General features: G+C 59.4%; 21 protein-coding genes. 5 read left to right on the forward strand and 16 right to left on the reverse strand.

Annotated features, from left to right (window positions below):
- Nucleotides 1-13 precede the first annotated feature (13 nt).
- The 7 genes from AWM79_RS08790 to aceK form a co-directional block, all read right to left on the reverse strand.
- Nucleotides 14-253, reverse strand: a complete 240-nt coding sequence (locus AWM79_RS08790; protein WP_060782629.1) for an anti-sigma factor family protein — start codon at nucleotides 251-253, stop codon at nucleotides 14-16.
- Nucleotides 247-858 carry an RNA polymerase sigma factor gene (locus AWM79_RS08795; RefSeq protein ID WP_060782630.1) on the reverse strand — a complete coding sequence of 204 codons (612 nt, stop codon included), beginning with the start codon at nucleotides 856-858 and terminating at the stop codon, nucleotides 247-249. The genes AWM79_RS08790 and AWM79_RS08795 overlap by 7 nt, the downstream gene beginning before the upstream one ends.
- Nucleotides 859-1,025: 167 nt before the next feature.
- The gene (locus AWM79_RS08800; RefSeq protein ID WP_017133451.1) at nucleotides 1,026-2,147 is read right to left on the reverse strand and encodes a beta-ketoacyl-ACP synthase III; all 1,122 of its coding nucleotides are present in this window, start codon (nucleotides 2,145-2,147) and stop codon (nucleotides 1,026-1,028) included.
- Nucleotides 2,148-2,495: 348 nt separating this feature from the next.
- A complete protein-coding gene (gene hrpA, locus AWM79_RS08805) occupies nucleotides 2,496-6,407 on the reverse strand; it encodes an ATP-dependent RNA helicase HrpA (RefSeq protein ID WP_060782631.1) in 3,912 nt (1,303 codons plus the stop codon).
- Nucleotides 6,408-6,506: 99 nt separating this feature from the next.
- On the reverse strand, nucleotides 6,507-7,073 hold the full coding sequence (locus AWM79_RS08810; protein ID WP_244159627.1) for a DUF4276 family protein: 567 nt from the start codon (nucleotides 7,071-7,073) through the stop codon (nucleotides 6,507-6,509).
- A gap of 8 nt (nucleotides 7,074-7,081) precedes the next feature.
- A complete protein-coding gene (locus tag AWM79_RS08815) occupies nucleotides 7,082-8,269 on the reverse strand; it encodes an AAA family ATPase (protein WP_060782633.1) in 1,188 nt (395 codons plus the stop codon).
- Nucleotides 8,270-8,439: 170 nt separating this feature from the next.
- Entirely contained in the window at nucleotides 8,440-10,161 is a 1,722-nt protein-coding gene (aceK, locus tag AWM79_RS08820; RefSeq protein ID WP_060782634.1) for a bifunctional isocitrate dehydrogenase kinase/phosphatase, read from the reverse strand.
- 144 nt (nucleotides 10,162-10,305) lie between these two features.
- Here aceK and AWM79_RS08825 point away from each other — a divergent pair, with 144 nt between their 5' ends.
- Nucleotides 10,306-11,217, forward strand: a complete 912-nt coding sequence (locus AWM79_RS08825) for a DMT family transporter (RefSeq protein WP_026013346.1) — start codon at nucleotides 10,306-10,308, stop codon at nucleotides 11,215-11,217.
- 54 nt (nucleotides 11,218-11,271) lie between these two features.
- On the opposite strand, the gene AWM79_RS08830 is transcribed toward AWM79_RS08825, so the two are convergent.
- Together AWM79_RS08830 and cysK are read right to left on the reverse strand one after the other, a co-directional pair.
- Nucleotides 11,272-12,210, reverse strand: coding sequence for an aspartyl/asparaginyl beta-hydroxylase domain-containing protein (locus tag AWM79_RS08830; RefSeq protein ID WP_017133444.1), 939 nt, complete (start codon nucleotides 12,208-12,210; stop codon nucleotides 11,272-11,274).
- A 208-nt stretch (nucleotides 12,211-12,418) separates the two neighbouring features.
- Nucleotides 12,419-13,393 carry a cysteine synthase A gene (cysK, locus tag AWM79_RS08835; RefSeq protein WP_017133443.1) on the reverse strand — a complete coding sequence of 325 codons (975 nt, stop codon included), beginning with the start codon at nucleotides 13,391-13,393 and terminating at the stop codon, nucleotides 12,419-12,421.
- A 238-nt stretch (nucleotides 13,394-13,631) separates the two neighbouring features.
- On the opposite strand from cysK, the gene AWM79_RS08840 reads away from it, so the two are divergent.
- On the forward strand, nucleotides 13,632-14,477 hold the full coding sequence (locus AWM79_RS08840; RefSeq protein WP_017133442.1) for an AAA family ATPase: 846 nt from the start codon (nucleotides 13,632-13,634) through the stop codon (nucleotides 14,475-14,477).
- A gap of 66 nt (nucleotides 14,478-14,543) precedes the next feature.
- Complete coding sequence (locus tag AWM79_RS08845) at nucleotides 14,544-15,722, forward strand: vWA domain-containing protein (RefSeq protein ID WP_060782635.1); 1,179 nt, start codon at nucleotides 14,544-14,546, stop codon at nucleotides 15,720-15,722.
- A gap of 57 nt (nucleotides 15,723-15,779) precedes the next feature.
- On the opposite strand, the gene AWM79_RS08850 is transcribed toward AWM79_RS08845, so the two are convergent.
- The 4 genes from AWM79_RS08850 to AWM79_RS08865 all read right to left on the reverse strand — a co-directional run bounded on the left by AWM79_RS08850 (nucleotide 15,780) and on the right by AWM79_RS08865 (nucleotide 19,495).
- Entirely contained in the window at nucleotides 15,780-16,697 is a 918-nt protein-coding gene (locus AWM79_RS08850; protein ID WP_060782636.1) for a 5-oxoprolinase subunit C family protein, read from the reverse strand.
- Entirely contained in the window at nucleotides 16,694-17,398 is a 705-nt protein-coding gene (gene pxpB / locus AWM79_RS08855) for a 5-oxoprolinase subunit PxpB (RefSeq protein WP_060782637.1), read from the reverse strand. Before pxpB ends, AWM79_RS08850 begins: the two co-directional genes overlap by 4 nt.
- The gene (locus AWM79_RS08860) at nucleotides 17,395-18,147 is read right to left on the reverse strand and encodes a 5-oxoprolinase subunit PxpA (protein WP_017133438.1); all 753 of its coding nucleotides are present in this window, start codon (nucleotides 18,145-18,147) and stop codon (nucleotides 17,395-17,397) included. The genes pxpB and AWM79_RS08860 overlap by 4 nt, the downstream gene beginning before the upstream one ends.
- Nucleotides 18,148-18,208: 61 nt before the next feature.
- Nucleotides 18,209-19,495 (reverse strand): MFS transporter, encoded by a 1,287-nt coding sequence (locus tag AWM79_RS08865; RefSeq protein WP_017133437.1) that lies wholly within the window; start codon nucleotides 19,493-19,495, stop codon nucleotides 18,209-18,211.
- Between the two features lie 151 nt (nucleotides 19,496-19,646).
- Between AWM79_RS08865 and AWM79_RS08870 the strand changes: the two genes are divergently transcribed.
- A complete protein-coding gene (locus AWM79_RS08870; RefSeq protein ID WP_017133436.1) occupies nucleotides 19,647-20,564 on the forward strand; it encodes a LysR family transcriptional regulator in 918 nt (305 codons plus the stop codon).
- Between the two features lie 168 nt (nucleotides 20,565-20,732).
- Here AWM79_RS08870 and AWM79_RS08875 read toward each other — a convergent pair whose 3' ends face one another.
- The 3 genes from AWM79_RS08875 to AWM79_RS08885 are packed head-to-tail and all read right to left on the reverse strand — an operon-like array spanning nucleotide 20,733 to nucleotide 22,587.
- A complete protein-coding gene (locus AWM79_RS08875) occupies nucleotides 20,733-21,266 on the reverse strand; it encodes a DUF2937 family protein (RefSeq protein ID WP_060782638.1) in 534 nt (177 codons plus the stop codon).
- 17 nt (nucleotides 21,267-21,283) lie between these two features.
- Entirely contained in the window at nucleotides 21,284-22,060 is a 777-nt protein-coding gene (locus AWM79_RS08880; RefSeq protein ID WP_060782639.1) for a class II glutamine amidotransferase, read from the reverse strand.
- Nucleotides 22,061-22,092: 32 nt separating this feature from the next.
- Complete coding sequence (locus AWM79_RS08885; protein ID WP_017133433.1) at nucleotides 22,093-22,587, reverse strand: hypothetical protein; 495 nt, start codon at nucleotides 22,585-22,587, stop codon at nucleotides 22,093-22,095.
- Nucleotides 22,588-22,677: 90 nt separating this feature from the next.
- Here AWM79_RS08885 and AWM79_RS08890 point away from each other — a divergent pair, with 90 nt between their 5' ends.
- On the forward strand, nucleotides 22,678-24,729 hold the full coding sequence (locus tag AWM79_RS08890) for a S9 family peptidase (protein WP_017133432.1): 2,052 nt from the start codon (nucleotides 22,678-22,680) through the stop codon (nucleotides 24,727-24,729).
- Nucleotides 24,730-24,796: the final 67 nt, after the last annotated feature.

The raw sequence follows: 24,796 nt of genomic DNA on the forward strand, positions 1-24,796 counted from the left end.
AGATTATTGCAAATCAGATTTTTTCAGCGTTTTGCTGTTCAGCCGCTAATCGACGGGCCAATGCATCGAGGTTTTCGACCGGCGGTTCAGGCATTTCCTTCAAGGCGCCCTGCATCAATCGCATCTGGCGAATGAAACGCCGGCAGTTGGGGCAGACCATCAAGTGGTGACGCACCATCAGCCGCTCACGAAAGCTCAATTGATCATCGAGGTAGTCGCTGGAGCGCGCCACTTGTTCCTTGCAGGTCAGCATTCGCCGGTTTCCTCAAAATGTTCCACGGTCGCGAAGACCTTCAATCGTGCCCTGTGAAGCAGCACCCGGACATTAGAGAGCGAGATATCGAGAAGATTACAGATTTCCTTCAACTCCAGGCCCTGGCGTTCACGCAGCAGCAGCACACTGCTCTGTAACTCGGGCAGACTCGACAGCGTCTGTTCCAGGCATTCACGCAGCTGATCCTCGCTGAGCAAGGCCTCGGGCGTGTCCTCGTGCCAGGAGAAGGGTGCCAGCGCCCAATGCCCGTCAGCGGAAAAACGCTCGTCGCCGACAGTGCCGTGAGGAGAAGCTAAATCTTCGAGCAGGACTTCCCGGCGATTCTGCTTGTAGCGATTCTTCGCCGCGTTCGCGGTGATGGTCAGCAACCAGGTCTTGAGACTCGAACGGCCCAGGAACCCCGAAAGGTTACGCGTCACCGCCAACCAGGCATCCTGCACGGCTTCATCGGCCTGGCGGCTGCCGACAATGGCATAGGCCACCGCGAGCATCGCACTCTGGTAGGTACTGACCAACTCCTTGTACGCCTGTTGTTCACCAGCCAACAAGCGTTCGAGCAATTGAGTATCGTCCATCGCTGCCATTTACAACCTCGCGCTCAGATTTCCGAGACATTATGGAGCGTCAGTGTTTGCCGCCGCTCCATGCCCATGTTCAACACGAGAATGCGTCCTCTGCCCGAAACCCAGCGGAATATGGACATGGCCCTGGCGACCCTGCGCGCACACGATGCCTGACGCGAAGGTGTCAATCAACGTTTGCGTAGAATCACGCTGCCGATCGAATAACCCGCGCCGAACGAGCTGAGCACCGCCAGCGACCCCGCCGCGAGATCGTCCTGGTTCTTGTGCAAGGCAATCACCGAACCCGCCGAGCTGGTATTGGCGTAAGTATCGAGAATCACCGGCGCCTCCATTTCCGAGGCTTCGCGACCCAGCAGCTTCTTGACGATCAGGTGGTTCATGCTGAGGTTGGCCTGGTGCAGCCAGAAACGCTTGACCTGACTGATATCCAACTGGTTCTCGTGCAGGTGAGTACCGATCAGTTCGGCCACCATCGGACAGACATCGCGGAACACCTTGCGGCCTTCCTGGACAAACAGCTTGTCCGGTGCGCCGACGCCCTCTTCCGCCGCGCGGTTGAGGAAACCGAAGTTGTTGCGGATATTGTTGGAGAACTGGGTCAACAGCTTGGTGCCGACAATGTCGAACTGATAAGAAGAAGTCGCCAGGTCCGCACGCTCGACAATCACCGCCGTCGCCGCATCGCCGAAGATGAAGTGACTGTCACGGTCGCGAAAATTCAGGTGGCCGGTGCAGACTTCCGGGTTGACCATCAGGATCGCTCTGGCCTGGCCCAACTGCACGCTGTTGCTGGCGGCCTGGATGCCGAAGGTCGCCGAAGAACAGGCCACGTTCATGTCGAAACCGAAACCCCGAATGCCCAGCGCTTCCTGGACTTCGATCGCCACTGCCGGGTAGGCCCGTTGCAGGTTGGAGCAGGCGACGATCACTCCATCGATATCGGCGGCGGTCTTGCCGGCACGCTGCAAGGCCTGCTCGGCGGCGCCGGTGGCCATCTGGCAAAGGATCGACCATTCGTCATTACCACGCTCGGGCAGGCGCGGCTTCATGCGACGGGGGTCGAGAATGCCATCCTTGTCCATGACAAAGCGGCTCTTAATGCCGGAAGCCTTTTCGATGAATGCCGCGCTGGATTCGCTCAAGGCCTGAACCTCGCCCCGCTCGATGGCTGCAGCATTTTTGTCATTGAACAGCTGTACATAGGTATTGAAAGACTGCACCAGCTCTTCGTTGGAAATGCTGTTTGGCGGAGTGTATAGGCCGGTGCCGCTGATGACCACGTTATGCACGGTCGTTCCTCTATATTCTGTTCAGGCAGAAAGCACTGGCACCATCGTACCAATACATAAAAGGGCCAACCCCTGACAGCAGGGAGGACCCTGGCGCGTTTTTTCCGGTTCAGTCGCTGAACCTGGCATTTATAACCGCCAATTGTGCCATAAACGCCGGGATTTCGCCGCAACGCCAATATTAACGACTGCTGGCCGCTACGGTGAGTTCGTTAGCTCAAGTTCGGGTACCAAAAGTCCATGACCAAGGCGCTGTGACGAGTCATAGCCGGCTATGGCAAGGAACGACAACGCCGGTCAGAGACCGCTGGCGCCGAAGTTACCTCACAGCACTCACCACACAGGCCACTAGCCATCAACCTGGCTCCATTGCTTGCCCAGGCGCTTGTCCGAGATCGGCACCTTGGTCCCCAATTGCTGGGCGAACAAGGACACCCGGTACTCTTCCAGCCACCAGCGGTACAGCGCCAGTTGCGGATCACGCTTGCCCTCCTGAGCATGCTTGGCCACACGGGTCTGGTACTGGCTCCACAATCCCCCCAGTTCGCTGCTCCAGACCCGGTCCTTCTGCACCTGGCTGGGCAACTTCTCCAGGCGCAATTCAATGGCTTTGAGATAACGCGGCAGTTCCTTGAGCCAGGCACCTGGGGTTTCCCGGACAAACCCCGGGTAGACCAGTTGGCTCAGTTGCTGTTTGATGTCGTTGAGCGCCACGGCCTGGGCCAGATCGATCTTGCCCTTGAAACGCTTCTGCAAGCCGTGCCAGAGCTTGAGAATCTCCAGGGTCAGGCGTGCCAGGCGCTCGGCATGCTCGGTCCAGCCGCCACGCTTGCGTTCGGCCAGGGAAGCCAGGCCGGCGCCATCACGGGGCAGCGGGTCTTCACCGTCAAGGACACAGCCGTCGAGGCTGGCCAGCAGGATGTCCTCCACCAACGCCTCGATGCGTCCCAGTTCGCGATACAGCAGGCCCAGCTCGGTCAGGCCCGGCAGCTTGCCACGCAGGAACTTCGCCGATTCGGCCAGTTGCTGCATCAGCAGCCGCTGCAAGGCTCGGCGATGCTGGTACTCAGCCTGCGCTGGGGTAGAAAAACGCCCTTCCTTGACCGTGCCGCCCTCCTCCACCAGTGCCGGATAGACCGTCATCGATAGCCCGGCGATCTTCTGCTGGGTAGTTTCGGCAACGGCAGCGAAGACCTTGGCCTCCACCGGCTGCTGGCTCGTCGCGGTTTGCGCTACAGCCAACGCGGCCTGGCTGGCCTGGGCGAAGCGCGCCGTCAGTTGCGCCAGGTCGCGGCCTTCGCCGAGGAACTTGCCCTGGGCATCGACCACCTCCAGGTTCATCCGCAGATGGCTTTCCACCTGCTGCGCCGCTTCGACCCAGGCTTCGTCGCTGACCCGTGCCCCGGTCATGCGCAACAGCTCGCGCCCCAGCGCCTGGGGCAGCGAGCCCTGGGCGAACTCGATACGTTGCAGCGCCGCCTTGACGAAGTCCGGCACCGGTACGAAGTTCTTGCGCAGCGCCTTGGGCAGGTTGCGCACCAGGGCAATGCACTTGGCCTCGATCACTCCCGGCACCAGCCACTCCAGGCGTTCGGCGGGCAGTACCGGCAACAGCGGCGCCGGCACGCGCAAGGTCACGCCGTCACGGGGATGGTTGGGTTCAAAGTGATAACTCAAGGCCAGGGCCAAGTCGCCCAGATGCAGGGTGTCCGGATAATGCGCGGCGGTGACTTCACTGGCTTCGCGAGCCAGCACGTCCTCCTCGCGCATGATCAGCAGTTGTGGATCTTTCTGGCTATGGACCCGATACCAACTGTCGAAGGTTGCGGTCTGATGGATCTGCGCCGGCAGACGCGCATCGTAGAAGGCAAACAGAGTTTCCTCATCGGCAAGAATGTCCCGACGCCGGGCCTTGGCCTCCAGTTCGTCGAGCTGTTCGAGCAGGCGGGTATTGGCACTCAGGCACCTGGCCTTCGACTGGATCTCGCCGCGTACCAGTGCCTCGCGGACAAACAACTCGCGGGAAGCGACGGGATCGACGGGGCCGAAATGCACCGGACGGCGTCCGACCACGATCAGGCCGAACAAGGTGATCTGCTCGAAAGCCACCACCTGACCGCGCTTCTTCTCCCAATGGGGCTCGAAGTGATTCTTCTTGATCAGGTGCCCGGCCAGCGGTTCGATCCAGTCCGGCTCGATCTTGGCGACCATGCGCGCATAGAGCTTGCTGGTTTCCACCAGTTCGGCGGCCATCAACCATTGCGGGCGCTTGCGCCCCAGACCCGAAGACGGATGGACCCAGAACCGCCGCTGGCGCGCGCCGAGATAGTCGCCGTCCTCGGTCTTTTGGCCGATCTGGCTCAGCAACCCGGACAACACCGCCTTGTGCAGCTTGGGATAATCCGCTGGCTCCTTGTTGACGCTCAACTGCAAGTCGCGGCAGATCAGCCCCAACTGCCGATGTGAATCACGCCACTCGCGCATCCGCAGATAATTGAGGAAGTTCTTCCTGCACCAATTGCGCAAGGCACTGGCGCCGAGGGCCTGACGCTGTTCCTCGAAACCCCGCCAGACATTGATCAGGCCGGCGAAATCCGAATCCACGTCCTTCCACTGTGCATGGGCCTGATCAGCAGCCTGCTGGCGTTCGGGCGGCCGCTCGCGCGGGTCCTGCACCGACATGGCACTGGCGACGATCAACACTTCCTGCAGGCTGCCGAGTGTGGCCGCTTCCAGCAACATGCGGCCCATGCGCGGGTCTACCGGCAGCCGCGCCAATTGCCGGCCTAATGGCGTCAACTGGTTCTCGCGGGTTACCGCCGACAATTCTTGCAGCAGGTTGAAACCGTCACTGATGGCCTTGCCATCCGGCGGCTCGATAAACGGAAACGCAGTGATCTCGCCCAGGCGCAGGTGGAGCATCTGCAAGATCACCGCCGCCAGGTTGGTACGCAGGATCTCCGGGTCGGTGAATGGCGGCCGGCCGTTGAAATCCTCTTCGCTGTACAAGCGCACGCAGATCCCCGGCTCGACCCGACCGCAACGGCCCTTGCGCTGATTGGCGCTGGCCTGGGAGACCGCCTCGATGGGCAGGCGCTGGACCTTGGCGCGGTAGCTGTAACGACTGATGCGGGCGGTGCCGCTGTCGATCACATAACGGATGCCCGGCACGGTCAGCGAGGTTTCCGCGACGTTGGTCGCCAGTACCACTCTACGTCCCGGATGGGACTGGAAGATCCGCTGTTGCTCGGCCGGTGACAGCCGCGCATATAAAGGAAGAATTTCGGTGTGCTTGAATTGGGCCTTGCGCAGTATGTCTGCGGCATCGCGAATTTCCCGCTCGCCGGGTAGAAACACCAGCACATCGCCGGGGCTCTTGCGCTCGCTGCGCTCGAAGGCGGCGATCTCGTCGAGGGTGGCGAGAATGGCCTGGTCGACTGTCAGGTCGTCCTCGACGCTGTTGCCTTCTTCATCCTGTTCGGAGGTCAGCGGGCGATACCAGGTTTGCACCGGGAAGGTCCGACCGGAGACTTCGACGATCGGCGCATCGTTGAAGTGCCGGGAAAAGCGCTCCAGGTCGATGGTCGCCGAGGTGATGATGACTTTCAGGTCCGGACGCCGTGGCAGCAGGGTCTTCAGATAACCGAGCAGGAAATCGATGTTCAGGCTGCGCTCGTGGGCTTCGTCGACGATGATCGTGTCGTAGCGTTCGAGGTAACGATCATTCTGGGTTTCCGCCAACAGGATGCCATCGGTCATCAGCTTGATCAGGGTGTTGGCGTCGCTCTGGTCCTCGAAGCGCACCTGATAACCCACCAACGCGCCCAGTGGGGTCGCCAACTCCTCGGCCACCCGGCTCGCCACGCTACGGGCGGCGATCCGCCGTGGCTGGGTATGGCCAATCAGGCCATGCTGGCCGCGACCGATTTCCAGGCAGATTTTCGGCAACTGGGTGGTTTTGCCCGAGCCGGTTTCACCGGCGATGATCAGCACCTGGTGCTTGAGCAACGCCTGCTTGATCTCGTCGCGCTTGGCGGCGATGGGCAAGCTGTCGTCATAACGAATCAGCGGCACGCTCTGGCGCCGCGCCGTGACTTGGGCGCAGGAGGCCTGAACCCTCTCGGCCCACTGCCCCAGCTTCGTCTCATCGGGCTTCTTGCGCAGCTCATGCAATTGCCGCCGCAACCGGTGGCGGTCGGCAATCATGGCGAGGTCAAGGTTTTTCAGCAGTTGCTCGATAGCAGGCGATTCGTCAGTCATTAGGTACGCAGAGGGCTTTTTAGCAGTGCAAGTGAACTTACATTGTCGCATGCAACTGACTGATAAGACTAATGCATCACCAGTTCCTCTGTGTAAAACTCACAGCGAAAGCAGCTCCTGTTCTAGCCGCTTGATACCCTCAACCAGGTTACGAAAGCTATCAGAACGCTCCCCCTTTACGTTTAGGTAGCGACCTATTTCTCGTGAGCCGCTAATTTTTTCATACCGATGTCCGGTGACAGCCTTCAGTTCATGGCTGGGGGAGACAAGGTAATCTGGACTCCGAAATTTTGCTCCTCGTTGTTTAGCACTCAACCCTTTTATATCAAGCGCATTTTCAACAGCCAATAGGTCAGCCAAATAAAAAGCCTCTAATTCACGACATGCAATACGCACCAAACTATGCTTTCCTCTCCCTGAGGCATTGCATTTTTCGACCAATTTCGACTTAATAGCTTTGCAATCAGGAACACTATCCTGGTCGCGCATGACTATGAATCTAGCTTCAGGGTTCAAGTAAGCCTGCATACGCATTGTCATTCTTTTTTCAAGATCTTGCTTCCCTTCAAAAGCAATAAGCTTAAACTCTACTCGCTCATCAAGCACTCGCGGTAAAAAACTCTCAAGCATTACCTTCGCAGACCTTTCCTCCAGCAGAAAAACCAATTCCCTCCTCATTGCGGATCAGCCCCTTCGAAAAATCCTTGCTTCCACAAATATCCCAGCTGATCACCTTGAGCCATATAAGCACAAATTTGAGGATCGTCCTTAGCGCGCCGAATCTCTGTTCCTCCATCACGTTTAACTAACCAACAAACCTCATCCAATTGTGCCGCATTCAAAAAATCGGGAGAATGTGTAGACACTAAAACCTGCCCCCCGCGCAGAGCATAACCTCGAAACTCCTCGGCCAGCTCCTCCATAAGAGTGGGGTACAGCTGATTTTCCGGTTCCTCAACACATAGGAGAGGATGCGGAGCGGGGTCATGTAGAAGAACCATATATGCAAACATCTTTATGGTTCCATCCGAAACATATCTGTCCAAAAATGGCGTTTTAAATGAGCCATCCTGAAAACGCAAGGTCAGATAGCCATCATCCATAAGCCTCGGCTCAATCCCCCTCACACCGGGAACCCGTCTCGCCATCGTTTCAAGGATTTTCTTAAACTGTTCTGGATGCTGCTCATACATATAACGAGCGACTAGAGGCAAATTACCTCCCGACTCTGAAAGATGTTCAGAATCACCTGAAGGCTCTTTTCTACCTCGCGCAGAACTTATATGAAAATCTGATACATGCCACTGTTCGATTAACTGACGGAACGCATTCGCTGCTTTAAATCTCTCAAACTGCCCCAACCCTTTAATCGCCAGGGTATCAGGCGCCACAGACTGATATTCTCGATCCAATTCATCGTCCGATCGCTTAAACTCCTCTTCATTAGTAATAGCAAAACCCTGGCCATTCTCAAAATCTAAAAACCTATAGGGACTTCCATAACGCCCACGCTTATAGCGCAATATTTCTCGTTTAACATAAGGGACGTTATTTCGCTCACCAATCTCCAGAGAATATGTAACAAGACGATTAACACCTGCAATAGGCATTCGATACTGAACTTCAATTAAGATGGTATCACCATCACTTTCCCTGCTGAGCACTTCGCGAAAACGACCACGACTATCTAAAGCTTGGCGTACATTGCCTTTCAGGCAGTCATGCAAAAAACCAAAAACATCAAAGAGCGAAGTCTTACCAGCACCATTCGCTCCAACAACGATCAAAAACGGAGGAATATCTTGCAAATGGACATCTCGGAAAACCTTAAAATTTTTAAGACGAATCGATTCAATTTTCATATCTATCTCAACTTTCAAGTATTTCTAATTATCACAGATATCTCAAAAATCTTCTATAAATCTTAGCCTTTGCTTCATCGAGGTTACCCACCCGTTTATGATGCCCAAAAACACTTAAAAAGTGGCAAAAAACAAATCAGCCCATGCTACTCGATCCAGTAAACACCCTATTATCCGTTTTCCAGCCCCTTGCGCCGATACGGGAACACATCGATGACCTTGCCGGCGCGAATCGCCTCCTGTAGCCCCTTCCAGTAATCAGCGTTGTACAACTCGCCGTGCAACTGCTCGAACAAGCGGCGCTGCGCCAGGTCGGCAAACAGGAATGGCGGGAACTCCTCGGGAAACACGTCCAGCGGCCCGATGGAGTACCAGGGCTCGCAGGCCATCTCGTCCTCCGGGGTGCGCGGCGCGGGGATATGACGAAAGTTGACTTCGGTCAGCAGGCAAATCTCGTCGTAGTCGTAGAACACCACCCGACCGTGACGGGTCACGCCGAAGTTCTTCAGCAGCATGTCGCCGGGGAAGATATTCGCCGCCGCCAGTTGCTTGATCGCCAGGCCATAGTCCTCCAGCGCCTCGCGGACCTGGGCTGCATTGGCGTTATCCAGGTAGAGATTCAGCGGTGTCATGCGTCGTTCGGTCCAGCAGTGACGGATCAGCACCGTCTCTCCTTCGACCCGCACGGTGGATGGCGCCACTTCCAGCAACTCCTCCAGGCAGGCAGGATCGAACTTGCCCAGGGGAAAACGGAAGTCGGCGAACTCCTGGGTATCGGCCATGCGTCCCACCCGATCGACGCTTTTCACCAGGCGATACTTCTCGATCACCGTCGCTCGATCGACGTTCTTCGATGGCGAGAAACGATCCTTGATGATCTTGAACACCGTGTTGAACCCCGGCAGGGTAAACACGCTCATGACCATCCCGCGCACGCCCGGCGCCATGATGAATCGGTCGTCGGTATCGGCCAGGTGATTGATCAGCGCCCGGTAGAACTCGGACTTACCGTGCTTGTAGAAACCGATGGAGGTGTACAGCTCGGCGATATGCTTACCCGGCAGGATGCGCCGCAGAAAACCGATGAACTGCGCCGGCACCGGCACATCAACCATGAAGTAGGAGCGCGTGAAGGAAAAGATGATGGAGACATCGGCTTCATCGGTGATCAGCGCATCGATCTGGATCCCGCGACCTTCACGGTGCAACAACGCAATCACCAGTGGCCATTGCTCCTCATGGGTAGAGATCTGCCCCACCAGATAGGCTCCTTTGTTGCGGTAGAGCACCGAGGAGAACAGTTCGACACTCAGTTCGGGGTCCTTACAGACCCAATCCGGCAGGCTTTTGCGCAACTGCACCGCCAACCGCCGCAGATCGCCGGGCAGGTCGGCGTAGGCCTCGCTGAACGTGTAATCGGTAAAGATCTGCTCGAGCATACCCAAGAGCTCGCCGAAGGGGCGATAAGTCCGGGTCTGCGCCGCCCATGCCCGCCGCAAGGATGGCCGGGTGGTATGGATGAACATGCAGCCGTCGCTGATCAGCTCATGACTGAACAACCCACAGAAGATCGAGTTGTACCAGGTCTCCCCCAGTTCATCGTCCAAACGCAGGTCAATCAGGCTGATATAGGCACTTTTCACCAGGGGCCAGAGGGTGATATCGAGTAAGGCATTGGCCTCGAATCCGCCCCGCAGCCGCGCGCTAACCTCTCTGACCTGCTCTTCGTAGAGGTTGATTCGTGCCACCGATGCCGCCTGGGCCTCCTGCCAGCGTGCACCTTCGAAACGGGCACGGGCGCCGTCGGTGATCTGGCGAAAGTGCTCGCGGTAATTATCGAAACCATCAAGGATCAGACGGGCGATATCGGTGGCCAGCCGTTGCCGTGACATGGTCAAACCCCTGCGTGACTTTTCGGAGATTATTCTGATCGCGGAACACTTGAGCTTAGAGGTCAATGGTCGCGTGACGCAACCATTGCCTTGCCACCCACATCCGGGGACACTGGCCCGCCTTACCCCGTCAAGGACGCCCCTGTGAGACCCGTCGATATTGTGCGCATGTTTAGTCTGGCCGCCGTCTGGGGTGCCAGTTTCCTGTTCATGCGCATCATTGCCCCGGAGCTGGGAGCCTTTCCCACCGCCTTCTTTCGCGTCTCCATCGCCGCCGTGGGGCTGCTGGTGATCCTGTCGTTGATGCGCGTCCGTTGGGACTTCAAGGGTAAGTTCAAAGTCTGCTTGATGCTCGGTGTGATCAACTCCGGATTGCCGGCGACACTGTATTCGGTCGCCGCCCAGGTGCTACCGGCCGGCTATTCGTCGATCTTCAACGCCACCACGCCACTGATGGGCGTGCTGATCGGCGGCCTGTTCTTCCATGAAAGACTCGGCTTGAGCAAGCTGCTGGGCATCTTCCTCGGTCTGTTCGGGGTCGCGGTGTTGACCCGTGCCGGGCCGGTGAGCTTCAATCTGGAATTACTATTGGGCGCCGCGGCGTGCCTGCTGGCAACCACCAGTTATGGCTTCGCCGGTTTCCTCACCCGCCGCTGGCTCGACCAGCAAGGGGGCTTGGATCCACGGCTGTCGGCCATGGGCAGCATGTTCGGCGCAACCCTGGTGATCCTGCCATTCTTCGCCTACAGCGCCATCGTCCATCCGCCAGCCAACTGGGGTGGAATCAGCGTCTGGAGCTCGCTGCTGAGTCTGGGTCTGGTGTGTACGGCATTGGCCTACATCATGTATTTCAAGCTGATCAGCAGTATCGGCCCGATCAAGTCGATGACGGTGACCTTTATGATCCCGGCGTTCGGCGTATTGTGGGGCGCGCTGTTTCTCGGTGAGCCGCTGTCGATGGCCCATTTGTATGGCGGGGTGTTGATTGCGGTGGCGTTGTGGCAGGTGCTGAAACCGGCCGCGATGGTGAAAGCGGTCGGCGTGGCCGACCGATAAGGCGAATGCAGCGAGCGTTGACCCTAACCAGCGCTCGACACAGATCGCAACAACTCAGCCGAACAACCAGTAGCCGAGCAGCGTCAGCACCATCACCGCCAGCACCGGGCGCATAATGCGGTAGGCCTTGGGGTGCTTACGTTTCCACTGCTTGACCACGCCACTGAAACGGTCACTGAAGTTTTTGCTCCAGGCGTAGGCCTGGTTGATACCGCCCACACGTTCGTCATCGAGATTCTGCGGCGCGGTGGCACGCCCCAGCAAACCACTGACCCAGCGGTTGATCAGGGTCATCGGGCGATTGCTCAATGGCCGCTCGATATCGCAGAACAAGATGACCCGGGTCTGCTCGGTTTCGTTCTTGACCCAGTGCACGTAGGTCTCGTCGAACATCACGTCCTGGCCGTCGCGCCAGGCGTAGACCTGGCCGTCGACAAAAATCCGGCAATCGTCGGAATTGGGTGTCGACAACCCCAGGTGATAACGCAACGAACCGGCGAACGGGTCGCGGTGTGGATTTAGATGGCTGCCACCGGGCAACAGGGCGAACATCGCGCCCTTGATGTTGGGAATGCTGCTGACCAGGGCGACGGTTTTCGGGCAGAGCAGCTCGGCCGACGGCAGCGGCTTGTCGTACCACTTGAGGTAGAAGCGCTTCCACCCCTTCTTGAAGAACGAACCGAAACCGGCATCGTTGTTCTTCTCGGCGGCACGGATATAGCCCTCGTCGAACAAGTGCATGGCCTCTTCGCGAATCACCTGCCAGTTGTCCTTGAGTACATCCAGCTCGGGAAACTTGCTGCGGTCCAGGTACGGCTTGGACGGTACAGCGGAAAACAGGTACATCAAGGCGTTGTACGGGGCAAACAGCGCGGAATGGTTGACGAACTGGCGCAGCACCGGCAAACGCGCCTTGCCGCGCAAATGCACGTAAAGCGTACTGCCGAGGAACAGCAGCAACACTGTGGCCTTGGCGGCAAAGGAAAAGGTCATTCAACACTCCTTGAAAATGGGCAACCTCGGGACAGGGCAATATTCGCCCGACGTGGCAGCCGGCCATGATAAACATTCCCTGCCTCGGGAAAAACCCATCGGCCCACACATTCAGCAGCGGCGGTGGCGCTACACAGCATGTATGTAGCACGTCCCCGCTGAACCGGGACTGATACAGATCAGTTGCGCGGGCGCCGCCCGTGCCGATTTATTGCTGGATCTCCTGGTCGGTGAACAAATCGCTGAACAGCATGCTCGACAGGTAGCGCTCGCCGGAGTCGGGCAGCACCACGACAAGGGTCTTGCCCTGCATTTCCGGAGTCTCCGCCAGGCGCACGGCCACGGCCATGGCGGCGCCAGAGGAAATGCCGCAGAGGATCCCTTCCTCCTGCATCAACCGCAGGGCCATGACCTTGGACTCCTCGTCAGTGACCAATTCAACCCGATCCACCAACGACAGATCGAGGTTCTTCGGCACAAAACCCGCTCCGATGCCCTGGATCTTGTGAGGCGACGGCTTGACCTCCTGTCCGGCCAGGGTCTGGGTGATCACCGGCGATGACACCGGCTCCACTGCCACCGAGAGGATCGGCTTGCCCCGGGTCAGCTTGATATACCGCGAAACACCGCTGAGGGTGCCGCCAGTGCCTACCCCCACCACCAGCACATCGACCGCGCCATCGGTGTCATTCCAGATTTCCGGCCCGGTGGTTTTCTCATGGATCGCCGGGTTGGCCGGGTTGTCGAACTGCGCAGGCATGAAGTAGTGGGCCGGATCGCCGTTGACGATCTCGGCGGCCTTCTCGATCGCGCCCTTCATACCCAGAGCCGGGTCAGTCAGTACCAGCTCGGCACCCAGTGCCTTGAGGACCTTGCGCCGCTCGATGCTCATGGACGACGGCATGGTCAGCAATAATTTGTAGCCACGGGCGGCAGCGACAAAGGCCAGGCCAATCCCGGTATTGCCCGAGGTCGGCTCGACGATGGTCATCCCCGACTTGAGCCGGCCACTGCTTTCGGCATCCCAGATCATGTTCGCGCCGATCCGGCACTTCACCGAATATCCTGGGTTACGCCCCTCGATCTTGGCCAGGATAGTCACACCGCGCGGCGCGATGCGATTGATCTGAACCAGGGGCGTATTACCGATGGAGTGGGCGTTGTCGGCGAAAATACGGCTCATGACAGGGTCCTTTGGGCAACAGAAAGTAAGCTCTCAAGGGTATGCCTCGGGGTTCGAATCGTCCAGTCGTGGCAAACCTGACATGAAGTATCCCGACCGGGTCAGGATGTGACGCACCATTCAGAGACTGAATAAACCGTCGGCGTTCACACTCCACCGGACGCCGCGTTATAGTCGGGCATGGCATTTTCCCGCCGTCCTGTCTGCCAGGCCGGTGTTACCGTTCGAGGAATGACAGATGAAGTTCGAAGGCACCCTAGCCTACGTCGCCACCGATGATCTGAAGTTGGCCGTCAACGCCGCCATTACCCTGGAGCGTCCGCTGCTGGTCAAGGGCGAGCCCGGTACTGGCAAGACCATGCTTGCCGAACAGTTGGCCGAGTCCTTCGGTGCCAAGCTGATCACCTGGCATATCAAGTCCACCACCAAGGCCCATCAGGGCCTGTACGAGTACGACGCGGTCAGCCGCCTGCGCGACTCGCAACTGGGCGTGGACAGGGTCCACGATGTGCGCAACTACCTGAAAAAGGGCAAGCTCTGGGAAGCCTTCGAATCCGATGAGCGGGTGATCCTGCTGATCGACGAGATCGACAAGGCCGATATCGAGTTCCCCAACGACCTGCTGCAAGAGCTCGACAAGATGGAGTTCTATGTCTACGAGATCGATGAAACCATCAAGGCCAAGAAGCGCCCGATCATCATCATTACTTCCAACAATGAAAAAGAGCTGCCGGATGCCTTTCTGCGCCGCTGTTTCTTCCACTACATCGCCTTCCCGGATCGCCCCACGTTGCAGAAGATCGTCGATGTGCACTACCCGGACATCAAGAAAGACCTGGTCAGCGAAGCCCTCGATGTGTTCTTCGACGTGCGCAAGGTGCCGGGCCTGAAGAAGAAACCTTCGACCTCGGAACTGGTGGACTGGTTGAAGCTATTGATGGCCGACAATATCGGCGAAGCGGTATTGCGCGAACGCGATCCGACCAAGGCCATCCCGCCGCTGGCCGGCGCCCTGGTGAAGAACGAGCAGGATGTGCAACTGCTTGAGCGCCTGGCGTTCATGAGCCGTCGCGGCAGCCGCTAGTGGCCTGCCTGATTGTCGCTCGGCGAGCGCTCCCACAGACCCTCCCGTTTATCCGAGGCGATTGCCATGCTGCTCGACCTATTCAATGAAATGCGCGTGGCCAGGGTGCCGGTATCGTTACGCGAACTGCTCGATCTGATCAACGCGCTGAAACAGCGGGTGACCTTCGCCGACATGGACGAGTTCTACTACCTGGCACGGACGATCCTGGTCAAGGACGAACGCCATTTCGACAAGTTCGACCGAGCGTTCAGTGCCTATTTCAATGGCCTGGAAAAACTCGACGAGCATCTTCAGGCGCTGATTCCCGAAGACTGGCTGCGCAAGGAATTCGAACGTTCGCTAAGTGCTGAAGAGCGCGCCCAGATCCAGTCCCTCGGCGGTCTTGACAAGCTGATCGAAGAATTCAAGAAACGCCTGGAAGAACAGAAGGAACGTCACGCCGGCGGCAGCAAGTGGATCGGCACCGGCGGCACCAGCCCCTTCGGTTCCGGCGGTTTCAACCCGGAAGGCATCCGCGTCGGCGATGCCGGCAAGCGCCAGGGCAAGGCCGTCAAGGTCTGGGACCAGCGCGAGTACAAGAACCTCGACGATCAGGTCGAACTGGGCACACGCACTATCAAGGTAGCCCTGCGCCGCCTGCGTAAATTCGCCCGTCAGGGCGCAGCGCAAGAGCTGGACATCGAGAGCACCATCGACCACACCGCCCGTGACGCCGGCCTGCTGAATATCCAGATGCGCCCGGAGCGGCGCAACACCATCAAGCTGTTGCTGCTATTCGATATCGGCGGTTCGATGGATACCCATGTGAAGATCTGCGAGGAGTTATTCTCGGCGTGCAAGACCGAGTTCAAGCACCTGGAGTACTTTTACTTTCACAACTTCATTTATGAATCGGTGTGGAAGAACAACTTGCGCCGGGGTTCGCAGCGAACTTCGACCCAGGACCTGCTGCACAAGTACGGCGCCGACTACAAGGTAATCTTTGTGGGTGATGCGGCCATGGCCCCGTATGAAATCACTCAGGCCGGCGGCAGCGTCGAGCACTGGAACGAAGAGCCGGGCTATCTGTGGATGCAGCGTTTCATGGAAAAGTACAAGAAACTTATCTGGATCAACCCGTATCCGAGAGACACTTGGGATTATACCGCCTCGACCCATATTGTCCGGGATCTGATCGAGGACCAGATGTATCCGTTGACCCTGCGCGGTCTGGAAGAAGGGATGCGATTTCTGTCCAAATAAACAGCGACGAAACTCCTGTGGCGAGCGGACTTGCCCGCTCGCCACAGGGGACCGGCATCAGGCGAACTTGCGCATGAATTCGACTTGCTGCCGATGAGCGCTGTCCTGCACTGTCGGTGCCAGCCTTACCTTTGTCCCCGGCAGGCATTGCGCCAATCGCGCCAGCGATAGTGGCGTCAATGCCCCCAGCCGCGGATAACCGCCAATGGTCTGTCGGTCATTGAGCAACACGATCGGTTGTCCGTCTGGCGGTACTTGGATCGCCCCCAGGGGAATGCCCTCGGAAATCATCGGTTGGCCCTGATACGTCAGCGCCGGTCCCAACAGCCGAATACCCATCCGATCACCACGACTGTCCAGGGTCCAGGTGCTGTTGAAGGCGTCGAACAGACTTTGCCCGCTGAACGCGCCAATCTGTGCGCCCAAGACCACCCGCAGCGGCGCTTTGGCGTGGAAGTCAGGAACCTGCGCCGCCGATAGCTCTCTGGGGGGCACCGCCGCGCCTGAATAACTCAGGCTGGCGCCTTTGGGCAAAGGCTTGCCAAGCCCATCAAGTCCCCCCAGCTCTTCACGCACCACGCAGGCGCTACTGCCCAGTACCTTGGGCGCATCAAAACCACCCGGGGCCGCCAGATAGGCACGGGCGCCCAGCAAAGGCTGGGTGAATTGCAGGCGCTGTCCCTTGTTCAGGACGAAACTACGCCAGGGCACCAGGGCCTGGCCATCTATCTGAGCGCCCAGGTCGGCTCCGGCCAACGCCAGGCAACAATTCTCCTGGGCAACCAACGTGAGTCCACCGAGAGCGATTTCCACCACCGACGCGTCTAATGGATTGCCCAGCAGGTGGTTGGCCCAGGACATCGATACCCAATCCAGCGCGCCCCCCTGGGTAACCCCGAGATGGCGCACGCCGAACCGTCCACGGTCCTGCAACAGGCACAGCGGCGTGCTGGCCTCGATCAACAGATGGCTCATGCCAGGGCCTCCAAAGGCGTATCGTCGCCACCCAACTTGATGAACTCGGCGTGGTCAATCGCGGCAAACCGCACGGTATCGCCCGGCTGCATCAGGCTGTAGCCGTCGCGCTCGCGGTCGAACAGTTTGCTCGGGGTGCGCCCGATCAGGTTCCAACCGCCCGGCGAGACCACCGGGTAGGCCGCCGTCTGGCGCTCGGCAATACCGACACTGCCCGCTGCGACTTTCTTGCGCGGCGTACTCAGGCGCGGCGCCGCCAGTGGCTCTTCCACCAGCCCCATAAAGGCGAAGCCTGGGGCAAAGCCCAGGGCAAACACTTGATATTCGCGCTCGCTGTGGCGACGGATCACTTCGCCGGTCGACCAACCGGTCCGTGCAGCCAACAGGCTCAACTCCGGGCCGACACTCAGGTCGTACCACACCGGCAGCACATGACATTGGCCGCCAGTCCGAGCATTGGGCGCCAGGTCGCTCAAGGCCTCGGCGATCAGTTCCCGAGCCTGGCTCGGACTCAAGGCCATCAGGTCGTAATGCACCATCAAGGTGGTATAGGACGGCACCAGGTCGACCAGGTGTCCGGCAAAACCGTTACGCAGGCGTTCGCTGGCGGCGAGCATCCACAGCATGTTTTCTTCGGCAATCACATCGAATAAACGCACCATCAGGCAGTCGATGGCCACCACTTCAATCCGTGGCTTCATGGGTTCGACTGCCGATCCAGGGCCTCGCGAATGCGCCGCACGGCCTCAACCGAACTGGCGTTGTCGCCATGCACGCAAAGTGTGTTGGCCTGCAAACGCAAGGCGCTGCCATCGCTGGCGGTCAGATCATCGCCACGGGCGATAGTCAGGGCCTGCTCGATGATGCGCTCCGGCTCATGGTGTACCGCCCCCGGCAATTGCCGGGAAACCAGGCGTCCGGCGCTGTCATAGGCGCGGTCGGCGAAGGCTTCGAACCACAGCGTCACGCCATACTCGTCGCCCAGCGCCTGGGCCGCGCTGTTGTCGCGCATCGCCAGCAGCATCAGCGGCAACTCGCGGTCATAGGCGGCAATCGCCTTGATCACCGAACGCAACTGCTCGGGATTGGCCATCATGTCGTTGTACATCGCGCCATGGGGTTTGACATAGCTGACCCGTGCGCCCTGGGCCCGGCAGATACCGTCCAGCGCACCGATCTGGTAATGCAGCAGATCCTGGATTTCCTGGGGGGTGCAGGCCATGGAGCGGCGACCGAAACCGACCAGATCCGGATACGCCGGATGAGCGCCAATGCGCACATCATGGGTCAGGGCCAGGGTGACGGTCTTGCGCATGATGCTCGGATCTCCCGCGTGATAACCACAGGCGATGTTGGCGCAGTCGACGAACGGCATGACTTGAGCATCCAGACCCATGGTCCAGTTGCCATAGCTTTCACCGATATCGCAATTCAGTAACAGGCGGCTCACGGTAGATGCTCCTGTGGGGGGTTATCGACTTGATTCGGGGCGCAGAACCCGCGCCCACGGATTACTGTGCTTGGAGTTGCTTGCCACGGGTTTCCGGCAGGCTCAGGGCCGCGAGGATCACCACGCCATAGGATACGGCGGCAAAGCCCCCAATCCCTACGCTCAGCGGCACTGTCTGGCTGAGCAGACCGATCAGCAGAGGGAACAGCGCGGCCAGTGCGCGACCGATGTTGTAGCAGAAGCCCTGGCCCGAGCCGCGAATCCGGGTCGGAAACAGTTCGGTGAGAAACGCGCCCATGCCGCTGAAGATCCCCGAGGCGAAGAAGCCCAACGGGAAACCCAGCCACAACATCACCTCGTTGCTGACCCGCAATTGGGTATAAAGCAGGACGATGATGAACGAGCCGACGGCAAACAGGATGAAGTTCCTCTTGCGCCCCAACAGGTCGGTCAGATAGGCACTGATCACATAGCCCGCGTAGGAGCCGATGATCACCATCGCCAGATACCCGCCCGTACTCAGCACGCTCAAGCCGCGCTCATTTTTCAGGAAGGTCGGCAGCCAGGACGTGATGGCGTAATAGCCACCCAAGGCACCGGTGGTCAACAACGACGCACGAATCGTGGTGCTGAGCATCCCGGGGGCGAAAATCTCGTAAAAGCGCGCCGGGTTGCTGGGCGCTTCTTCGGCCTTGGCCTGACGATAGATTTCCGGGTCCTTGACCAGCCGGCGGACGAAAATCACGAAGATCGCCGGCACGATGCCCAACAGGAACAGCGCTCGCCAGGCGTCTTCAGGAGGTAGCAGCGAAAACAGCAAAGCATACAGCAGCGCTGCCATACCCCAACCCAGCGCCCAGCCGGATTGCACCATGCCCACCGCCTTGCCACGATCCTGGGCGCGGATCACCTCGCCCATCAACACCGCGCCAGCAGTCCACTCACCGCCGAAGCCGAAGCCCATCAGTGTTCGTGCCACCAACAACTGGTTATAGTTCTGGGCCAAGCCGCAGAGAAAAGTGAAAAAGGCAAACCAGAGCACGGTCAATTGCAGCGTGCGCACCCGACCGATACGGTCGGAGAGGATCCCAGCGATCCAGCCACCGAGGGCCGAGGAGATCAACGTGCTGGTGGAAATCAGCCCGGCCTGACCAGTGGTGATACCCCACATGGCGATCAGCGTCGGGATAACAAAGCTAAGCATCTGGGTGTCCATACCGTCGAGGCCATAGCCGATCTTGCAACTCCAGAACGTCCGACGTTCCTGTTGATTAATACGGCGGTACCAGGCGAACGGTCCAGGCGGACCTTCGGCCTTGGCAACATCCAGCGAGTCGGGCGTACTCATGGGGGAAATTCTCCACAGCGAACTTATTGGTATTGTTCTAACAGCCGGCGACGCTTATCGTTGGTCACCAGTCGGGCGCCATTTTTGTTGCACCTGCCCTGCGCGTCCAACTAATAAAAGCTGTTCCCAGGCATAAGAAAAAGTTGATTGTATGAACCTCAAATTTCTCGAAACCTTTGTATGGGTTGCCCGGCTCAAGAGCTTTCGCCTGACCGCGGACAAGCTCTTCACCACTCAGGCGTCCATCTCCAGCCGGATCGCCGTGCTCGAAAGCGAGCTGGGGGTCAAGCTGTTCCTGCGCGATTCGCGGGGTGTCAGCCTGACTCCCGAAGGACTCAAGGTGCTCGATTATGCCGAGCAGATGATCGACACCATGCAGGCCCTCAAGCAGTCTATCGAGATCAGCTCGACCAAGGTCGGGCGTATACGCATCGGTGTCATGGATACGGTGATCCACACCTGGCTCAGTCCCTTGGTGGCGGAAATGATGGACCGTTTCCCCCTGGTGGAAATCGAGCTGGTGGCCGATACGGCGCTGAACCTCTGCGATCAGTTGCAAAAAGGCTTTCTTGACCTGGTCCTGCAAACCGACCTGCTGCGTCAGGAATCCATCCGCAGCCTGGAACTGGCCAGCTACCCGATGGGCTGGGTGGTGGCCAGCCACTCGATCTACAACCGCGAGTATACAAGCCTAGCGGAGATTGCCCGGGAACGCATCGTGACCTTCTCCAAGAACTCCCGACCGCATCAGGAAATCCTCGGTTTGATGCAGACCCACGGCGTTCCCGCGCCGCGCCTCAATTGCGTGAACTCGGTGTCGGCGATTACCCGACTGATTCGCGACGGCTTCGGTATCGGTGCTTTCCCGCCAGCGCTGGTCAGCGCGGAACTGGCGCGGGGCGAGTTGACCCTGCTGGCGCTGGAAATACGCCCACCGAACCTGGAAGTGGTGGTGTCCTGGCGAGTCGGTGTGGAGTTGGTCGAAGAGATTGTCGCGCTGTGTCAGAAGGTCTTGCACAGTTATGCCAGCAAGGTCGGGGAACACTATGTGGTGCTGAGCAGGGCCTAGGCTCGGTACGAAATGTATCTGCGCCCGCTCATGCGGCGTTGAGCGCCGGCTCGCCATGCTCATTGACCATCCGTCAACCGCACTGGCTCGCCTGCTTTCGCCCGGCCCTCGCTCGAAAACATGGCACACAGACCCTAGCGGCCTGCGTGGCTGGTCTTGCGAGAGCGGTTACCGGCTCCGCTCCCGCCGGGCCAGGCGTTCACGCTGGCGCTTGCCGCCCAGCACGACCCAGTCCACCAGCCGGAAGAAGCCTTCGATGACGAAGGAGAACAGTAGCGCTGCGCCCATGGCCCAGCCAATCGCTTCGGGCGACAGCAGCACCTGGTAGGTGTAGCCCCGCAGGGTTTCTTCGCGGATGGCCGGGTCCGCCGCATACGCCAGCTGCAACGCGCGCTTGTACCAGGGCCCCTGCATCGCCTGGAACTGGTCATCGAGCAGGCGCTGACGGTCGAGCAAGGTGCCGAGGCTGTCGGCATCGCTGCGAAATACCGGGTCGTCACTGGCGCGATAATGCGCCACCAACGCCTGCAGATCGCCCTTGAAGAATTGCTCGGCAGTCTTGCGAAAACCTTGTAGGCCGGTCTGCGCCTCGATCAGATGCGCCTCGATCCGCTTGGCATAATCGTTGATCAAGCCCGGCACCTGAATGCCGATCAACAGCCCCAGGGTAAACAGTATCAGCCGCAGATAACTCAACCACATAACCGATGCCCTTGCCCTTATTCAGTCTGGCCCTGGCTGACGCATTCACCGCGCCGCCACAGGCTCCATTGTCCCGGCTCGTAGCGGGTCCAGGTCTCGTTTTCCGTCAGGGGGTCGGTGGCGATCACCGTGACCACATCGTTGGGGGTGGTTTCGGCCTGGAAATCGACGATCATATCGACATCCTTCAGCCGGGCCGGCCCGAAGGGCGCGCGGCGGGTGATCTGGGCCAGCTTGGTCGAGCAATAGCAGAACAGCCAGTCGCCATCGCTGAGCAAGCAGTTGAATACACCCTTGGTGCGATACTCGGCACAGGCCCGGACCAACGATGGCAGCAGTTCTTCCACCTCCACCGGTTCGGGAAAAGCCTGGCGCACCCGATTGAGCAGATCGCAGAAGGCCGCTTCGCTGTCGGTATCGCCGACCGGACGATAAAAGCTACTCGGTGGTCGCAAGTCCGCCAACTGGCCGTTATGAGCGAAACACCAGTTACGCCCCCACAGCTCACGGACAAAGGGATGGGTATTGGACAAGCACACTTTGCCGACATTGGCCTGGCGGATATGGCCGATCACCACTTCGCTCTTGATCGGGTAACGCTGCACCAGTTGCGCCACTTGCGACTCACTGCTCGCGGCCGGGTCCTGGAACAGGCGCAGCCCGCGACCTTCGTAGAAACCGATGCCCCAACCGTCGCGATGAGGGCCGGTCCGCCCGCCACGCTGCATGAGCCCGGTAAAGCTGAAAACGATATCGGTCGGCACATTGGCGCTCATGCCCAACAACTCACACATGTTCGGACTCTCGCTTCAATGCAGGAACGTGCTTACAAACGCGGCTCGACCCGTGAACGACCGACACCGACGGAAGGCGGCTGACGGCGCGGGCGCTGTGAACTGTCCACGGCTGTGAAAGGCTGGTCATCCGCCTCGACTTCAGCGCGAGCCGCCGCCGACTGCAACTGCAGTTTGCGGGCCTTGCTGGAGCGCTCGAGCGGCCAACGGATCAGCACGAAGACCCCATACACGCCAAGGGCGATGATCAAGTACATGAACAGATCGGAAACCGCGCGCCACGCATTGTTGCCGACCTTGAACAACAGATCGAGGGCGGTAATCGCCACTGCCGGGGCAAAACGCTCTTTCACCGGGTCGAGAATGGTCGGGCTCAACAGCAGCACCGCCCCCAGCAACCGCAGCGGCTCGCGCAACCAGCGCCAGGTCCAGCGCGTCAGGCGAAACCACACCAACAGGCAGCCCAAGGCGGCAAAGGCGTAGCAACCCCAGGCGATCAAATAGTCGTTCTCGGTCATGGTGTCCATGGCAAGGCTGGCAATGAGAGGCTTATGATAACGGCTTTTCGCCGGTCCGGCTGCACCGCCGTCAGCGATCCTCAAGACAGAGAGTTGCCCATGCCTCGCAAAGCCACCGCCAGCAGTGCCCCGATTGCCCCCACCGGCCCAGGTTCGGATCCTTACGCCTGGTTGCAGGAGCGTGACAGCGAGGCGGTACTCGATTACCTCAAGGCCGAAAATAGCTACCTGCAAGCGCAATTGGCCGACCAGGCCGAGCTGCGTGAAAGCTTGTTCGAAGAGATCAAGGGGCGGATTCTCGAAACCGACCTATCGCTGCCCTCGCCCTGGGGGCCGTTCCTCTATTACACCCGAACCACCGCGGGTGACGAATACGCCCGCCACTATCGCTGCCCGCGCCCAGCCGATGACAGCCTGATTGTCGACGAAAGCCGCGAACAACTGCTGCTCGATCCCAATGTGCTGGCCAATGGCGGCTTCTTTTCCCTCGGCGCCTTCAGCATCAGCCCGGACCATCAGCGCTTGGCCTACAGCCTCGACACCAGTGGCGAGGAGGTCTACCAGCTATACGTCAAGGAATTGGCCAACGGCAACCTGATCGAGCTGCCCTTCGAGAACTGCGACGGCAGCATGACCTGGGCCAACGACAGCCGCACACTGTTCTTCGGCGAACTGGACGACACCCACCGCCCGCACAAGCTGTATCGCCATACCCTTGGCGAAACCGTCGCCGAAGCTGTGTTGCATGAGCCCGACGGACGGTTTTTCCTGCATTGCTATCGCAGCAGTTCCGAACGGCAACTCGTTGTGTCGCTCAACAGCAAGACCACCAGCGAAGCCTGGGTGCTCGATGCCGATACACCGCAAAAGCCTTTCACTTGCCTGGCGGCGCGGGTCGAAGGCCATGAGTATTTCGTCGACCACGGTCGGTACCAGGATCAATGGCGCTGGTTTATCCGCAGCAACCAGGACGGTATCAACTTTGCCCTGTTCCAGGCCGTGGACGGCGACATTCCCCGTCGCGAAGACTGGCAACGGCTGATCCCGCACAATGACCAGATCATGCTCGAAGGCCTGACCCTCAATGCCCAGGCCCTGTGCCTGAGCCTGCGTGCAGGCGGCCTGCCGATCATCGAAGTACACCCCAGCGGGTTGCCCGCCTACCGCGTGGAATTACCGGATGCCGCCTACAGCCTCCACGTGCAGGACAGCCTGGAGTTCAACAGCGATAAGGTCCGCCTGCGCTATGAAGCCCTCAATCGCCCGGCCCAGGTCCGTCAATTGAGCCTGGCCAGCGGCGAGCAGCAAGTCCTGAAGCAAACCCCGGTACTCGGATCGTTCGATCCCGATGCCTACGTCAGCCAGCGCCTATGGGCGACCGCGCCAGATGGCACACAGGTGCCGATCAGCCTGGTGGTCAAGCGCGAGCGGCTGGGCCAGGCCACCCCGCTCTATCTCTATGGTTATGGTGCCTACGGCGAAAGCCTCGACCCTTGGTTTTCCCATGCCCGCCTGAGCCTGCTGGAGCGCGGCGTGGCCTTCGCCATCGCCCACGTGCGCGGCGGCGGCGAGCTGGGCGAGGCCTGGTATCGCGCTGGCAAGCAGGAACACAAGCAGAACACCTTCAGCGACTTTATCGCCTGCGCCGAACATCTGATCGCCACGGGCCTGACCACTTCCAAGCAACTGGTGATCAGCGGTGGCAGCGCCGGCGGTCTGCTGATCGGTGCGGTGCTCAACCAGCGCCCGGAGCTGTTCCAGGCGGCGATTGCCGAAGTGCCGTTCGTCGATGTGTTGAACACCATGCTCGACCCCGAACTGCCCTTGACCGTCACCGAGTACGACGAGTGGGGCAACCCGCAAGCGCCCGAGGTGTACGCGCGCATCAAGGCCTATGCGCCTTACGAGAACGTCCGCGCCCAGGCGTATCCGGCGACGCTGGTGATTGCCGGCTACAACGACAGCCGTGTGCAGTATTGGGAAGCGGCTAAGTGGGTGGCGAAATTGCGTGCCAACAAGACCGACGAGCATCTACTCTTGCTCAAGACCGAGCTGGGCGCCGGCCACGGCGGCATGAGCGGGCGCTATCAGGGATTACGTGACGTCGCGCTCGAATATGGTTTTGTCTTCAAGGTACTCGGCATCGCCTGAGTTGTCTTATTGGGGCTAGCGGGCCTCGAAACCCAAACAGAACAGGTAATCAGGACAGATCGTGGAC

This window comes from Pseudomonas agarici (assembly GCF_001543125.1).
Lineage (GTDB): Bacteria > Pseudomonadota > Gammaproteobacteria > Pseudomonadales > Pseudomonadaceae > Aquipseudomonas > Aquipseudomonas agarici.

Excerpts from the sequence above, each read along its gene's own strand:
- AWM79_RS08790 (WP_060782629.1), bottom strand. The coding sequence starts at position 253 with ATGCTGACCTGCAAGGAACAAGTGGCGCGCTCCAGCGACTACCTCGAT.
- AWM79_RS08795 (WP_060782630.1), bottom strand. The coding sequence starts at position 858 with ATGGCAGCGATGGACGATACTCAATTGCTCGAACGCTTGTTGGCTGGT.
- hrpA (WP_060782631.1), bottom strand. The coding sequence starts at position 6,407 with ATGACTGACGAATCGCCTGCTATCGAGCAACTGCTGAAAAACCTTGAC.
- AWM79_RS08815 (WP_060782633.1), bottom strand. The coding sequence starts at position 8,269 with ATGAAAATTGAATCGATTCGTCTTAAAAATTTTAAGGTTTTCCGAGAT.
- aceK (WP_060782634.1), bottom strand. The coding sequence starts at position 10,161 with ATGTCACGGCAACGGCTGGCCACCGATATCGCCCGTCTGATCCTTGAT.
- AWM79_RS08830 (WP_017133444.1), bottom strand. The coding sequence starts at position 12,210 with ATGACCTTTTCCTTTGCCGCCAAGGCCACAGTGTTGCTGCTGTTCCTC.
- cysK (WP_017133443.1), bottom strand. The coding sequence starts at position 13,393 with ATGAGCCGTATTTTCGCCGACAACGCCCACTCCATCGGTAATACGCCC.
- AWM79_RS08840 (WP_017133442.1), top strand. The coding sequence starts at position 13,632 with ATGAAGTTCGAAGGCACCCTAGCCTACGTCGCCACCGATGATCTGAAG.
- AWM79_RS08845 (WP_060782635.1), top strand. The coding sequence starts at position 14,544 with ATGCTGCTCGACCTATTCAATGAAATGCGCGTGGCCAGGGTGCCGGTA.
- AWM79_RS08850 (WP_060782636.1), bottom strand. The coding sequence starts at position 16,697 with ATGAGCCATCTGTTGATCGAGGCCAGCACGCCGCTGTGCCTGTTGCAG.
- pxpB (WP_060782637.1), bottom strand. The coding sequence starts at position 17,398 with ATGAAGCCACGGATTGAAGTGGTGGCCATCGACTGCCTGATGGTGCGT.
- AWM79_RS08865 (WP_017133437.1), bottom strand. The coding sequence starts at position 19,495 with ATGAGTACGCCCGACTCGCTGGATGTTGCCAAGGCCGAAGGTCCGCCT.
- AWM79_RS08870 (WP_017133436.1), top strand. The coding sequence starts at position 19,647 with ATGAACCTCAAATTTCTCGAAACCTTTGTATGGGTTGCCCGGCTCAAG.
- AWM79_RS08875 (WP_060782638.1), bottom strand. The coding sequence starts at position 21,266 with ATGTGGTTGAGTTATCTGCGGCTGATACTGTTTACCCTGGGGCTGTTG.
- AWM79_RS08880 (WP_060782639.1), bottom strand. The coding sequence starts at position 22,060 with ATGTGTGAGTTGTTGGGCATGAGCGCCAATGTGCCGACCGATATCGTT.
- AWM79_RS08885 (WP_017133433.1), bottom strand. The coding sequence starts at position 22,587 with ATGGACACCATGACCGAGAACGACTATTTGATCGCCTGGGGTTGCTAC.
- AWM79_RS08890 (WP_017133432.1), top strand. The coding sequence starts at position 22,678 with ATGCCTCGCAAAGCCACCGCCAGCAGTGCCCCGATTGCCCCCACCGGC.